Here is a 12,944-nt window from a genome sequence, read left to right as displayed (position 1 = left end):
GCCCGAACGGGTCAGCGGTCGCCGCGGTAGACGCAGCCAGAGGTGCAGGTCTCCCGGACTCCCACCGCCGACAGCGGCAGCGACCCGGCCAGCCGGTCCCAGATCCAGCGGGCCAGCACTTCGCTGGTCGGGTTCTCCAGCCCCGGCACCTCGTTCAGGTAGTGGTGGTCGAGCCGGTCGCGGATCGGCTCGACCGCCTTCTTGAGGTCGCCGAAGTCCATCACCCAGCCGCTGTGCGGGTCGACGTCGCCGCTGACGTGCACCGTCACCCGGTACGAGTGACCGTGCAGCCGGGCGCACTTGTGCCCCTCGGGCACGTTCGGCAGCCGGTGCGCGGCCTCGAAGGTGAACTCCCGGAAGATCTCCATCAGGCGATTCCTATGTACTTATGGGTCTGCAGGCTCAATCGCCACTGCGGGTGCTCCAGGCAGTACCGCACCGCGGCTTCGGTGTTGGCGACCCGGTCGGGGCCGTCCATCGGCTGCAGCATGAAGTGCGCGAAGTCCAGGCCCTCGAAGCGGGCCGGCTCGGCACCCGGCTGCGGGTAGACGAGCTTCAGGTCGTCGCCACGGGTGAGCACCAGGTCCGCGCCCGCCTTGGGGCTGACGCAGACCCAGTCGATGCCGGGCGGCGCGGGGCGGGTGCCGTTGGTCTCCACCGCGACCTCGAAGCCCGCGTCGTGCAGGGCCCGTACGGCCGCCTCGTCGAGTTGTAACAGTGGCTCGCCGCCGGTGCACACCACGTATGGGCGGCTGCGCGGGTGGTCCTCGCCCCGCCAGGCGGCGACGACCGCTGCGGCCAGCTCGGCTGCGGTGGCGAAGCGGCCCCCGCCGGGGCCGTCCGTGCCGACGAAGTCGGTGTCGCAGAACTGGCAGATCGCCCGGTGCCGCTCCTCCTCCCGCCCGGTCCAGAGGTTGCAGCTCGTGAAGCGGCAGAACACCGCCGGTCGGCCGGCGTGGCTGCCCTCACCCTGCAGGGTGTAGAAGATCTCCTTGACCCGGTACACGGGGCGTCACCCGCCAGCGGACAGGGCGGGGTCGGTCAGCCCGAGTTCGGCGAAGCCGCGCCCCCGCAGCAGGCAGGAGTCGCAGGTGCCGCAGGCCCGGCCGTCGACCGGGTCGTAACAGCTGTGCGTCCAGGCGTAGTCGACGCCCAGCTCCAGCCCCCGGCGGATGGTCTCGGCCTTGGTCAGCTGGATCAGCGGGGTGTGGATGCGCAGCCGCTGCCGCCCCTCGACACCGGCCTTGGTGGCCAGGTTCGCCATCGCCTCGTAGGCGGCGATGTACTCCGGGCGGCAGTCCGGGTAGCCGCTGTAGTCGAGCGCGCTCACCCCGATGAAGATGTCGGACGCGTCGAGGGTCTCCGCCCAGGCCAGAGCGAACGACAGGAAGATCGTGTTGCGGGCCGGCACGTAGGTGACCGGGATGTCGCCGCCCAACTCGTCGGCGCTGGCGTGGTGCGGGACGGCGAGCGAGTCGTCGGTCAGCGCCGAGCCCCCGAAGACGCGCAGGTCGATGTCGGCGACGACGTGCCGGGTCGCGCCGAGCGCCTTGGCCACCCGGGCGGCGGCCTTCAGCTCGACGGTGTGCCGCTGGCCGTAGCGGAAGCTCAGGGCGTGGGCCTCGTACCCCTCGTGCACCGCCATGGCGAGCACCGTGGCGGAGTCGAGCCCGCCGCTGAGCAGCACCACAGCCTTGCGCTTCTCCGTCGGCATGCGCCAACACCCCCCTTCACCTCGCCGGCACGGCGTCGTGCCGGCGGTTAAGCCTACTCATGGTTCAGGTGAAGGCCGGCCGAGGGCGACGGGCTGCGGTGGGCGACACACCGGGTCGGCCGGGGGCGACGGTGGCCGGACGCCACCGCCGCCCCCGGGTCAGGACTTGCCGGCCTTGACGGGCTGCTCCGCCGGCTCGGGTCGGGCCGCCGCTGCCGAATCGAACGGCCTGGCGGTCGCCGGCATGGTAAAGAGGTTCCCCGGGACCCGGGGCAGGCCGTTGGGCAGCAGCGGCACCGCCATGGCCGTGGTGACGAGGGCCATCAGCACCAAGGTCGGAGTGTACGGAATCCATCTGGGTTCCTCGGCTCTTTTGGCACGGACGCCGGTAGAGGCCGGAAGCCGGCGCCCCGCCAAGTGCGAGGCACCGCTCCGCCCGGCCGGGCGGGACGGCGACCGGCCCTGGTGGTGAGCGGTGCGACGGCCAGGGACGGCCGGAGCACCGCAGCCAGGGCGCGGCATAGGTGAACGGAAAGAGGTGTCGCAGGTCCCGGTTGCGCAGACCAGCCACCGCTCGCGGCGTATCACCCCCTGGCCGGTGCCCGAACCCGCCAACACCGCGCGACGGCGGCAGTGCGGAACAGCGTTTACGAGACGCGGCACGACGATTGTCTCGTGATGCCTACCGCCACCCCCCGACGTGTTACGCGGACTGCTGGCGCCTCAGCGCGGCCAGGCCGGAATGCCGGAGCGTGCACTAGGCAGGGCGCTATGTGTCCGGAGTGCATCTCACAAAGCGTGTGGAGGGCTGGATGCGGGCACCAGCCTGACCGCGGACGGAGGACGACGGGAACGGCGACGGTCAGTGGTTACTGGGCCGCCGCCGTCTGTCCGGGTCGTATCGGCCGGGGTCAGCGCTCGTACGTGCTCGACGCGGCGAGCGCGATGCCGCCCCGGACGTTGAAGTTGACCGTGACCTTCAGGAAGACCGGCTCGAGAGTGGCCACCAGGTCGTCACGCATCTTCGTCGCCAGGTGCTCGTGGAAGATCCCCTCGTCCCGGAAGGTCTCCAGGTAGAGCTTGAGACTCTTCGTCTCCACTCCCCGGTCCCCGGGGCGGTAGTCGATCCGGATCGTCGCCCAGTCCGGCTGCCCGGTGATGGGGCAGCGGCAGGTGAACTCCCGGCAGTCGATGGTGATCTCCTGCGAGCTGTCGCCGATCGGGAAGGTTTCGAGGGATCGGTCGGGCGGGGTGTTCGCCCGACCGAGCTTCGTCAGAGCCATGGACCGATCATAGGCTCCGCTTCGTCGCTCCCCAGATCGTCTCGGACCTTGACCACCGCATCCAACACGTCCTGGACGTCTTCCGGCTCCATGGACAGCAGGGGGTGGTGGATCATACCGCCTCGTCCCATGCTATCCGCTCCGCGACCGGGAGGTGGAACGCGGTTGGGGAGATCCGCTCGCCGTACCGCTCCCGGATCGCCGGCCAGTCGCCTTGACGAGCCGGCCGACGTCACGCTATTGCTCAAGACGCCCCCCCTGTCTGGACACTCAACAACGCGGTGGCGGATGGGAAGTTATTGACATTGTCAACTCACCAATTGTTGTGGCAACCCTCCCGACCAGGTCGCTTGGGCGGCAATCGAAGGGCATGTCGCAGAACTACTCACAGAGTTTTGAGTTGCAGGCCAAAGAGCGGTCGTGCCGAATTCACCGACTGGAGATCGGCAACGAGCTGATTTACATCGTCCAAAAATAGCTCTCCACCGTCTTCCTCGACCCGGCCCGCAAGGCCGGGCTGCGCCTCTTCGCCGGGCTGAAGGCCGTCCGGGTGCTCCGCCGGGACGCCACCACCGTGGACGGTGTCGGCCCCGGCCCCTTCTCCACCGCCGCGATCACCGACTACTACACCGCCGACGACGCGCCCGGCGGGCTCGGCGGCCTGATCATCGAGTCCCAGCCGGAGGAGGCCCTCCGGCTGCGCCCCGACGAGCAGATCATTCGGCTCGAACCCGGGAGGAAACCACGGCGATCGTCGAGCGCCTCTGGGAGGACTGACCGGCGACCCCGGCGGGGGCCGGCCCGGCCCTCCGCCGGCGTCAGCCCTTGCCGATCGCCACCAGGTCCTCGGTGTCGAGCGTGACCCGCGACCAGCTCCAACCCCGGTCGCGGGCCAGCTCGGCCAGCTCCTCCAGGTGCCGGGGGACGAAGACCGCCGCCCGGCCGTTCATGGCGCGGGTCGGGAACGACACCACCACGTGCCGGCACGCCAGCCGGTCGACGAGCGCCAGGCCCGCACCGGGCCTGCGTCCCTCCATGCAGTGGTACGTCTTCAGCAGCAGCGCCAGGTCCGCGGTCACCTCGTGGTCGCCGCTGAGCACGTCCCCGTGCCGGACCTCGCTCTCGGGGCAGGCGCGGGCGAGGAAGGCGTTGCCCAGCGCGACGAACGACGAGTTGAAGTCGTAGCCGACGTACCGGGCGTCGGTCACGTCCCGCAGCCACGGCAGGCTGAACGGGTTCAGCGCGCAGGCGAGGTCGGCCACCGTACGCGGCGGCGGCACCAGCCCGAACAGGGCCGGGTAGAAGGCGTCCAGGTCGGGCAGGCGCTCGGCCGAGGAGAAGTGACCGGCCAGCACCTGCCGGCACCACTCCCGCCGGGCCCCCGGGTCGGCGAGGTCGGCCCGGTCCAGCGCCTTGCGCAGCGCGGCGGGCCGCGCGGTGAGCAGGTGCAGGGCGGCCACCTTGTGCAGCCGGGCCCGGACCAGGCGCTCCAGTTCGGCCGGGTCACCGGTGGCCCGCGCCTCCCATCGGACCAGGTCGGCGATGGTCTCCGGGTGCACGTTCCGGTACTTGGCGGCGGCGGTGAGCCGGGCGAGGACCTTCTCGACGGCGGGCGGGGACGTCGTCACCGGTCGCCTCACCCCAGCCGGATCGGCTCGCGCAGGGTCGGCCGGGCCATCCGACCGCCCTTGATCATCTCCAGGAGGCGGGTGTAGAAGCGCAGGTTGTGCATGGTCGCGAGCCGGTCCGCGAGGCCGTCCTTCACCCGGAACAGGTGGTGCAGGTAGCTACGGCTGTACCGACGGCAGGTCGGACAGTCGCAGGTCGCGCAGATCGGCTCGTCCTTCCAGGAGTTCTCCTCGTCCAGGATGTAGACGTTCTGGTAGAAGGCCCGGTCCGGCGTCAGCAGCCGGTCGGCGATGTCCGGCACGAACGCGTAGAGCCGGCCGTGCCGGGCGTCCCGGGTCGGGATGGTGCAGTCGAAGACCCACCGGGTGTCCAGCTCGCAGAGCGTGACCAGGTGCTCCGGGCGGCCCACCCCAAGGGCGAACAGCGGCGCGTCCTGCGGGGTGATCCGGGCGAGCAGCGCGAACATCTCCCGTTCCAGCTTCCCCTCGGCGCTGAGCGGCCAGCCGCCGAACCCGAACCCCTGCGCCCCCGACTCGACCAGCGCGTCCACGCAGCGTTGCCGCAGCTCCGGGTCGGTGCCGCCCTGCACCACCCCGACCAGCAGCGGCGGTTCCGCCGAGCGTCGCTGGCGGCACTGGAGGTCGTACGCCTCCCGCGCCTGGCGGAACCAGCGGATGGTCCGCTCGGTCGAGGCGAACTGCTCGGCCGGGGAGTCCTCCGGGCCGGTGCAGTCGTCCAGGGCGACCACCACGTCGGAGCGGAGACCGAACTGCCACTCCATGACCTTCTCCGGGGTGAGCACGATCTTCTTCGCGCTCGGCGACTCCTGGAAGGTCACCCCGCCGGACCGGATCGCCCCGGTCTTGCCCTGCTTACGGAGCAGGGAAAGCACCTGGAACCCGCCGGAATCGGAGACGATCACACCGTCCCAGGCCATGAAGCGGTGCAGGCCGCCGGCCCGCTTGACCGTACGCAACCCCGGGCGCTGGGCCAGGTGCATCGCGTTGACCATGACCGCCTGGATCCCCACCGTGGCCAGGTCCAGCGTGTCGACCGCCCGGACCGAGGCCCGGGTGGCGTCGGGAAGGAAGGTCGGCAGGGCCACCGATCCGTGCGCGGTGTCCAGCGACGGGCCCGCCGGGGCGGATCGGTCCGCGGGCGTCATGGGATGGCAGCTCCTCGGCAGGGGCGGGATGGACGCTTCAGGATACTTGTCCGGGCGGCGCGGGCCCCACCGCCGGTCGGGCTGCGCCGGGCCGCCGCGGCCGGCGACTTCCTGCTGCCGCGGTGATCCGAGGGGGCGCGACCGGTGCCCGTCCGAGCGGACGGTGCCGCCTCGGTGCCCGAAGGATGTCTGCCGATGGGAATTGTTACCTACGGTGGCCTTCTCCGGCCTTCCGTCCGCTCATGTAGTGACAGACCGTGATCGATGTTGACCTTTTTGCGACATGATCACTAAAGTCTCGTTTTTCCGGGCCTGAATCGCCGAGGGGGAGAATGAATGGCCGGCTTGTCCGTCTCTGACCACCTGGACGGTCAGTTGGCGCGCCTGTGCGAGGTTGCCGGGGCCGATCCTGTCGAACCTCGGAACCTGTTGGCGGGCCTGCTCGGCCCCGTCGGCCCGCGTCCACTGTACGAACCGCCGGCCTGGCCGTCCGGCGTCTCCGACGACCATACGCCGGTCGAGTTCTCCATCGCCTTCAACGAGGCGGAGCCCCCGACGTTGCGGATCCTGGGTGAGACGCTGGGATCGCCGCCCGGCCCGCTGGCCAACCTGTCCGCCACGCGCGGCTTCCTCGACGCGCAGGCCCGCCGGGCCGGCCTGTCGACGTCCCGGCTGGACTCGGTGCGGGATCTGTTCGCCACCGATGATCCGCAGGGCGACTTCGCCATGTGGTGCTCGCTGGTCTTCCGCAGCAGCCGGCGACCCGAGTTCAAGGTCTACCTCAACCCGGAGGTCAAGGGGGTCGAGCGGTCGCCCGCCCTGGTGTCCGAGGCCCTGCACCGGCTCGGGCTCGGCGCGTCGTACCGGGCGCTGCTCGACCACGGCGTCCGGCCGGGGGAGCTGGGCCGCGGCGACCGGCTGACGTTCTTCGCCGTCGATCTGCACGACGGGCCGCAGGCCCGGGTCAAGCTCTACCTGACCCACCACGAGGCCGAGGTCTGGGACGTGACGCGGGCGGCCAGCGTGGTCGACGGCGTCGACGTGGCGGAGATCGAGGAGTTCTGCGTGGTGGCCGGCGGCGGCACGCGCCGCTTCGACGGCCGCCCGCTCGTGGGCAGCTACACCTTCACGGAGGGCGCCGACCGGCCGGTCGGCTACAGCATCTACGTGCCCATCCGCAGCTACGTCACCGACGACCAGGAGGCCCGCGACCGGGTCGCGGCGTTGCTGGTCCGCTACGGGTTCGACACCGACGGGCTGGACCGGGCGATCGCCGCCGTGACGCCCCGGCCGCTCCGCGACGGCGTCGGACTGATCGCGCACGTCTCGCTGCGGCTGGGCGCGCCCCGGCCGGGTGTGACCGTCTACCTGTCGGCCGAGGCGTACCGGGTGAGCCCGCCGCGTCCGCGGCGGATGCCCGCCGGCCGCGACGTGTCGCCGGCTCCGGTCGGCCGTACCCGACCCTGACCCCCGCGAGGAGCGAGTTGCCCGATGGACGTGCGAAAGGCCCTGCCGCCGTACCGGATCAAGGTCGTCGAACCGATCCCCTTCCTCACCGCGGAGGAACGCCGGCGGGCGCTCGCGGATGCCGGATACAACCCGTTCAACCTGCGCGCCGACCAGATCACCATCGACCTGCTGTCCGATTCCGGCACCGGCGCGACGTCGGCGGCGCAGGAGGCGGCCGCCGCGCTCGGCGACGAGTCGTACGCCGGCGCGCGATCGTGGTTCCGGTTCCGGGACGAGGTGCGCGACCTCACCGGATACCCGCGGATCCTGCCGGTCCACCAGGGCCGGGCCGGCGAGCGGGTCCTGTTCGGCAGCCTGCTGAAGCCCGGCCAGATCTGCATCAGCAACACCCACTTCGACACCACCCACGCGAACGTCCTGCTCGCCGGGGCGGAACCACGGGACCTCCCGTGCAACGAGGCGGCCGACCTCGACAGCGACGAACCGTTCAAGGGCAACATCGACCTGGCCGCGCTCGAACGCACCCTTGCCGGGCCCGAGGGGCACCGGGTCGGCCTGGTGCTGATGACCATCACCAACAACGGCCTCGGCGCGCAGCCGGTCTCCATGGCCAACCTCGCGGCCGTACGGGAGCTGTGCCGGCGCCACCGCGTGCCGTTCTTCCTGGACGCGGCGCGCTTCGCCGAGAACGCCTGGCTGGTCAACCAGCGGGAAGCGGGCTACGGGACGTGGACCCCGCGGCAGATCGCCACCCGCGCGTTCCAGCTCGCCGACGGCTGCGTGGTGAGCCTGAAGAAGGACGGCCTGGCGGCCATCGGCGGGTTCATCGGGCTCCGCGACGACGAGTTGCACGCCGCGTGCGAGGCGAACCTGATCGCGACCGAGGGATTCTCCACCTACGGCGGGCTCGCCGGCCACGACCTCGAACGGCTCACCCAGGGGCTGCGCGAGGTGGTCGATCCCGCGTACCTGCGCGCCCGTGCCGCGTCCACCGAACGGCTGGCCGAGCTGCTCGACGACGTGGGCGTCGACACCGTCCGACCGGCGGGCATCCACGCCCTGTACCTCAACGCCGGCCGGCTGCTGCCGCACCTGTCCCCGCGGGAGTTCCCCGGGCACGCCCTGGGCTGCCAGCTCTTCCTCGACGGCGGGATCCGCTGCGCCGAGCTGGGATCGCTCTACCTGGGCGAGATGGACGAGCACCACCGGCTGCTCACTCCCGCTCCCTTCGAGCTGGTGCGGCTGGCGATCCCGCGCCGGGTCTACACCGACACGCACCTGGAGTACGTGGCCGCCGTCCTCGCCGACATCGCGAAGGACCCCGAGCAGGTCAGCGGGTACCGGATCGTCTCGGCGCCGCCCCTGCTGCGCCACTTCAAGGTGCGGTTGGAGCCGCTGCCGCCGGCGGCGGGCAGGTCCGTGGCCAGCTACGGCTGAGCGCCACGACGTCCCCGGCTCCCCGCGCCACCGTCGGCGCAGCGGAGCCGGGGACGTCCCCGTGCGGGCCCCCGCCTCGTCAGGCGCCGACCGCCAGGCGCGACAGGGCGTGCCGGACCAGCTCGATCAGCGCCTGCTTGCTGGACTCCCGGTCCCGGGCGTCGCACCAGAGCAGCGGTACGGCCGGGTCCAGCTCCAGCGCCGCCCGGATCTCGTCGGCGCTGTACAGGCACTCGCTGTGGAACCGGTTGACGGCGACCAGGAAGGGGATGCCCCGCCGCTCGAAGTAGTCGATGGCGGGGAAGCTCGTCCCGAGCCTCCTCGTGTCGACCAGCACGATCGCGCCCACCGCGCCCTGCGCGAGCTCGTCCCAGATGAACCAGAACCGGTCCTGCCCCGGCGTGCCGAACAGGTAGAGCACGACGTCCGGGGCGATGGTGATGCGCCCGAAGTCCAGGGCGACGGTCGTGCTCGCCTTGCCCTCGATGCCCGTGATGTCGTCCACGCCGACGCTGGCCTGGGTCAGGACCTCCTCCGTGACCAACGGCGGGATCTCACTGACCGATCCGACCAAGGTGGTCTTGCCGGTGCCGAAGCCGCCCGCCACAACGACCTTGACCGATTTCCGATCCACGTACACCAGTCCCTCTTCTAGAGCCGCTGCAGGCCGGCGAGAACGGTTTCCAGCAGCCGACGATCCGCGATCTTCTGCTGCGCCGGGGATCCGATGTCCAGGAACCCCTGCTCGACCAGCACGTCGACCATCACCTTGGTGATGGTCAGCGGTCTGTGCAGGTAGGCGCCGATCTCGGCAATGGAGATCCAGGTGGCGCAGCGGCTGACGATCTCCCGGTACTCCAACTCCAAACGTGTGGTGTCGGCGGGCAGCGCGATGACCTGGGTGGCCAGGTCCAGGTTGCTGTTGCGTGGACTCGTCCGGCCGTTGACCAGGATGTACAGGGGAACGAGCCGCCCGGCCTCCGCCTCGTCGTCGCCGTCCCACACGTCGTACGTCATGGTCGTAGCCCGACGGACTCGCTGAGCGGCAGGACGGGCGGTCGGGCCTCCGAGCCGAGGTACTCGCCGATGCGGGTCACCAGCCGGCTCATCTCGTAGGCGACCGTGCCCATGTCGACCGACTGCTCGCACAGCACGGCCAGCCGCGCGTTCTGGCCGGCGGCGGCGACGAACAGGGTGCGGCCCCGGTACTCGATGATGACCTGCTGCACCGGCCCGCTGTCGAAGCGGCGACCCATACCGGCCGCCACGCTGTACAGCGACGACGCGCCGGCCGCCAGCAGCTCACCGGCGTCCTGCGCCAGCGACGTGGACTTCTGGACGATCAGCCCGTCGGTGGACAGGACGAGTGCGTAGACGACGTCGGGGACCTCCACGAGATCGTCCAGGATCCAGGTCAGATCGGTCTGAGGTGTCGAGTTGGTCACGCTTTCCTGCCTTGATCGTCTCTGGTTGCCGATTCGTCGGTGCCCGCTGCCCGGCCGGCCGCCCAGGCCTGTTGGTACCTGGCGAACCGCGCCCGGGCCTCCTCCGGCGACCTGGCTGGTTCCGCCGTCCGGGGGGCGCGTCCTGGCACGTCGTCGTCGCGCAGCTCGGGCACCAGGTGCTGTTGCGGTTGCCGGTGGGGCAGGGGCGGCCGGGCGGGGTTCCGCTGGCCGGGGGCGCCGTTGCCCAGGGCGGCCGAGCCGCCGAGAGTGGGTGAACTCCCGCCCGGGCCGGCCGTGCCGTTGCCGCCGAGCGTGTGCCTGCCGTTGCCGTTGCCGGCCGTGGGCGTGCTGTGGCCGAGACCGTTGCCGGCCGTGGGCGTGCTGTGGCCGAGACCGTTGCCGAAGCCGCTGCCGGCCGTGGGCGCGCCGCTGCCGAGGCCGAGCGGGACGGGGGAGTCCAGCTGCCAGGAAGGGATGGCCGCGGTGCCGTTGGTCGGTTGGGAGTCGCTCATCATGCCCCCCACGCGGTGCGGTCGGTCGGTCTGGGGCCGGACCAGCGGCCGGGCCGACTGGGTCGGAACGGCCGTCGTGACCCCGCCGGCGCCGGCGACGGGCCGCCCACCCGGGTGACCCGCGCGGGGCGGCGCGGCGACCGGCGCGGCGGCCACGGGCAGCCTGATGCCGGGGGCCGTACGCTCCAGGTCGGAGGTCACCGGGTCGGTGGCGAGCACGCGGTCCGGCAGGAGCACGATCGCGAGCAGGCCGCCGTACGCCGACGCGCGGAGGCTCACCTGGATGCCCTCCCGCTTGGCCAGCTCCGCGACAACGTGCAGACCGACCTGCGCGCCGTCCTTCAGCGCCGTCACGTCCGGCGTGGGCGCGGTGGCCAGCAGCTCGTTCGCGCGCTCCAGGGACTCCGGCTTCATGCCCACGCCGGCGTCCTCGATCTCGACCGCGACGCCGTTCTTGACCTCGACGCAGGTCACCCAGACCGTCGTCTCTGGCGAGGAGAACGCGAGCGCGTTGTCCAGCAGCTCGGCAAGGAGGTGGATGGTCCCGGCGACCGCCGGCCCCACGATCGCCACGTCGGGCGCGTTGCGCAGGGTGATCCGCTGGTAGTGCTGGGCCTCGGCGAACGCCGCCAGCATCACGCGGCGTACCGGGACGGGGTTCTGGAAACGCCGGCCGATCTGGCCACCGGCCAGGATGACCAGGTTCTCCAGGAAGCGCCGGGTCTGGGTGAGCTGGTGGTTGATGTCGAACAGCTCCGTCAACAGCTCCTCGTCGCCGATCCGGATCTGCAGGTCCTCGATGACCTTCAGGCCCCGCTGGAGGGGTCGTTGCGGGCGGCGGGCGACGCCCATCAGCATGGCGACACCGGCGGCCCGGGTCTTCGCCTCGTCGACGGCCGCGCCTGCGGCGGCCTGCAGCGACCTGTTGATGACCTGCGCGACCTGGCCGATCTCGTCGCTGCCGTAGTCCTGCATCGGAAGCTCGACCGCGACGTCGACCTTCTCGCGCCGCCGGAGGCGTTCCATCATGGCCGGCAGCCGCTCGTCCACCATCGCGGCGGCGTCCCTACCCAACTGCGCCAGGCGGACGGAGAGCGCGCGGTCGACCAGGATCCGCGACTGGCGGATCGCCCACAGGATCGCGGCGACGGCGACGGACAGCGCCAGGAGGCTGCCCAGGGACGCGGTCAGCAGCTGCCCGTTGCCCGTGCGGAGGGTCTCCGCCGAGACCTTGTCGGCCTGCTCGACGGTCAGGTTGATCAGGTCGTCGGAGACCTGCTGCGTGAGCGTGTCCCACTCGGCCCTCGTGAACGGCAGCGCGCGCGGCATCCCGTCCCGCCACGGGCCGCCGGCGATGAGCGCGTTCTCCGCGGCGACCAACTGCTTCCAGGGGCTGCCCGCCGTGATCCCCTCGTGGCGCCTGCGCACATCCGCCTGCAGGTGCGGGGCGACGTTGGCGAGGCCGGCGTGGTAGGCGCCCACCAGGCTCACGAACTCGAGGTAGTCCTGCTGGCCGAACGAGCGGGAGCCGAACGCGCCGTCGATCTTCGATCCGGCCCGGGACATCAGGTCGCTGGCGCGGAAGGTCTCGGTCGCCGCGATGCCGCCCTGGGCCGCGGTGACGTCGGGGACGATCCGGGCCTGGGTGTCGAAGAGCCCGGTCGCGGCGTCGAGCAGGTCGTTGTAGAAGTCGTACACGCCCTGCTGGTCGGCGGACCGGGCGTCGATGGTGCTCCGTACGCCCGGTAGCTCGTCCAGGTGGCCCGCCAGCGTCCTCCACTGCGTCGCGATGGACTGCGGAGCGTTGCCCAACGCCGAGTCGGCCGCGCTGCGCATCGCCGCGATCCGCTGGTCCGTCTGCTGCCGCCGGTCGAGCAGCTTCTGCAGGTCCCTCGACGGCTGCGCGAGGTAGGCGACGCTCAGCCGCCGTTCCTGCTGGAGCGAGGCCAGCGCGGACACCGCCGGGATCGACACCTGGCGGACGCTGTTGGCGACCTCGCGGTTGTAGAAGCCCTGGAAGATAAGGTATCCGGACGCGACGAGCCACATGACCAGTGCGACGACACTGGGGATGAGCACGAGCCTGATGACGCGCCGTTTGATGGACTGCTGTTGACCCCGGCGCGGGTTCGACGCCGTTGGCTGGCCGTGTTCGTCCGAATCACGGTGCCTGCTTTCGCGGTCGGCCTGTTCGTGCGCCAAGTTGAATTCCAATCATGGGCAGCCCACAAGGCACCAGCGGCCGGGCTCTGCCGGCCGACGGCGATGTGGGCGCAACCCTACCGGTCT

Annotated in this window: 14 protein-coding genes; 3 read left to right on the top strand and 11 right to left on the bottom strand. The window is 71.4% G+C overall.

Annotated features, from left to right (window positions below):
• Nucleotides 1–11: 11 nt before the first annotated feature.
• The 5 genes from queD to queF all read right to left on the bottom strand — a co-directional run bounded on the left by queD (nt 12) and on the right by queF (nt 2,997).
• Nucleotides 12–368, bottom strand: a complete 357-nt coding sequence (gene queD / locus JD77_RS10155) for a 6-carboxytetrahydropterin synthase QueD (RefSeq protein ID WP_145774044.1) — start codon at nt 366–368, stop codon at nt 12–14.
• A complete protein-coding gene (gene queE, locus JD77_RS10150) occupies nt 368–1,006 on the bottom strand; it encodes a 7-carboxy-7-deazaguanine synthase (RefSeq protein ID WP_145774043.1) in 639 nt (212 codons plus the stop codon). The genes queD and queE overlap by 1 nt, the downstream gene beginning before the upstream one ends.
• Before the next feature lie 6 nt (nt 1,007–1,012).
• Complete coding sequence (queC, locus tag JD77_RS10145) at nt 1,013–1,714, bottom strand: 7-cyano-7-deazaguanine synthase QueC (RefSeq protein ID WP_145774042.1); 702 nt, start codon at nt 1,712–1,714, stop codon at nt 1,013–1,015.
• Nucleotides 1,715–1,873: 159 nt separating this feature from the next.
• Complete coding sequence (locus JD77_RS31980; RefSeq protein WP_170286407.1) at nt 1,874–2,047, bottom strand: hypothetical protein; 174 nt, start codon at nt 2,045–2,047, stop codon at nt 1,874–1,876.
• 578 nt (nt 2,048–2,625) lie between these two features.
• Nucleotides 2,626–2,997 (bottom strand): preQ(1) synthase, encoded by a 372-nt coding sequence (queF, locus tag JD77_RS10140; protein WP_145774041.1) that lies wholly within the window; start codon nt 2,995–2,997, stop codon nt 2,626–2,628.
• A gap of 154 nt (nt 2,998–3,151) precedes the next feature.
• Here queF and JD77_RS35455 point away from each other — a divergent pair, with 154 nt between their 5' ends.
• Nucleotides 3,152–3,475, top strand: coding sequence for a class I SAM-dependent methyltransferase (locus tag JD77_RS35455; RefSeq protein ID WP_145774040.1), 324 nt, complete (start codon nt 3,152–3,154; stop codon nt 3,473–3,475).
• Between the two features lie 340 nt (nt 3,476–3,815).
• On the opposite strand, the gene JD77_RS10130 is transcribed toward JD77_RS35455, so the two are convergent.
• The gene (locus tag JD77_RS10130; RefSeq protein WP_170286406.1) at nt 3,816–4,625 is read right to left on the bottom strand and encodes a class I SAM-dependent methyltransferase; all 810 of its coding nucleotides are present in this window, start codon (nt 4,623–4,625) and stop codon (nt 3,816–3,818) included.
• An 8-nt stretch (nt 4,626–4,633) separates the two neighbouring features.
• Nucleotides 4,634–5,791: a tRNA-ribosyltransferase family protein gene (locus JD77_RS10125; protein ID WP_145774038.1), complete on the bottom strand. Its 1,158-nt coding sequence runs from the start codon at nt 5,789–5,791 to the stop codon at nt 4,634–4,636.
• 336 nt (nt 5,792–6,127) lie between these two features.
• Between JD77_RS10125 and JD77_RS10120 the strand changes: the two genes are divergently transcribed.
• Together JD77_RS10120 and JD77_RS10115 are read left to right on the top strand one after the other, a co-directional pair.
• On the top strand, nt 6,128–7,258 hold the full coding sequence (locus JD77_RS10120) for a DMATS family aromatic prenyltransferase (protein ID WP_145774037.1): 1,131 nt from the start codon (nt 6,128–6,130) through the stop codon (nt 7,256–7,258).
• Between the two features lie 24 nt (nt 7,259–7,282).
• Entirely contained in the window at nt 7,283–8,698 is a 1,416-nt protein-coding gene (locus JD77_RS10115) for a tryptophanase (RefSeq protein ID WP_145774036.1), read from the top strand.
• 79 nt (nt 8,699–8,777) lie between these two features.
• On the opposite strand, the gene JD77_RS10110 is transcribed toward JD77_RS10115, so the two are convergent.
• The 4 genes from JD77_RS10110 to JD77_RS10095 are packed head-to-tail and all read right to left on the bottom strand — an operon-like array spanning nt 8,778 to nt 12,734.
• Nucleotides 8,778–9,338, bottom strand: coding sequence for a GTP-binding protein (locus JD77_RS10110; RefSeq protein WP_170286405.1), 561 nt, complete (start codon nt 9,336–9,338; stop codon nt 8,778–8,780).
• 11 nt (nt 9,339–9,349) lie between these two features.
• The gene (locus JD77_RS10105; protein WP_145774035.1) at nt 9,350–9,715 is read right to left on the bottom strand and encodes a DUF742 domain-containing protein; all 366 of its coding nucleotides are present in this window, start codon (nt 9,713–9,715) and stop codon (nt 9,350–9,352) included.
• Nucleotides 9,712–10,143 (bottom strand): roadblock/LC7 domain-containing protein, encoded by a 432-nt coding sequence (locus JD77_RS10100; protein WP_145774034.1) that lies wholly within the window; start codon nt 10,141–10,143, stop codon nt 9,712–9,714. Before JD77_RS10100 ends, JD77_RS10105 begins: the two co-directional genes overlap by 4 nt.
• On the bottom strand, nt 10,140–12,734 hold the full coding sequence (locus JD77_RS10095) for a sensor histidine kinase (protein ID WP_246140597.1): 2,595 nt from the start codon (nt 12,732–12,734) through the stop codon (nt 10,140–10,142). The genes JD77_RS10100 and JD77_RS10095 overlap by 4 nt, the downstream gene beginning before the upstream one ends.
• Nucleotides 12,735–12,944 lie beyond the last annotated feature (210 nt).

Origin of the sequence: Micromonospora olivasterospora, from assembly GCF_007830265.1 — a bacterium.
GTDB classification, from domain to species: domain Bacteria; phylum Actinomycetota; class Actinomycetes; order Mycobacteriales; family Micromonosporaceae; genus Micromonospora; species Micromonospora olivasterospora.
Note: the sequence above shows the minus strand (reverse complement) of the source record. Positions and strands in the feature narration are given on the sequence as shown.

Bases quoted from the DNA above. Each gene is read 5' to 3' on its own strand.
- queD (WP_145774044.1), bottom strand. From the start codon at position 368: ATGGAGATCTTCCGGGAGTTCACCTTCGAGGCCGCGCACCGGCTGCCG.
- queC (WP_145774042.1), bottom strand. From the start codon at position 1,714: ATGCCGACGGAGAAGCGCAAGGCTGTGGTGCTGCTCAGCGGCGGGCTC.
- queF (WP_145774041.1), bottom strand. From the start codon at position 2,997: ATGGCTCTGACGAAGCTCGGTCGGGCGAACACCCCGCCCGACCGATCC.
- JD77_RS10125 (WP_145774038.1), bottom strand. From the start codon at position 5,791: ATGACGCCCGCGGACCGATCCGCCCCGGCGGGCCCGTCGCTGGACACC.
- JD77_RS10120 (WP_145774037.1), top strand. From the start codon at position 6,128: ATGGCCGGCTTGTCCGTCTCTGACCACCTGGACGGTCAGTTGGCGCGC.
- JD77_RS10115 (WP_145774036.1), top strand. From the start codon at position 7,283: ATGGACGTGCGAAAGGCCCTGCCGCCGTACCGGATCAAGGTCGTCGAA.
- JD77_RS10105 (WP_145774035.1), bottom strand. From the start codon at position 9,715: ATGACGTACGACGTGTGGGACGGCGACGACGAGGCGGAGGCCGGGCGG.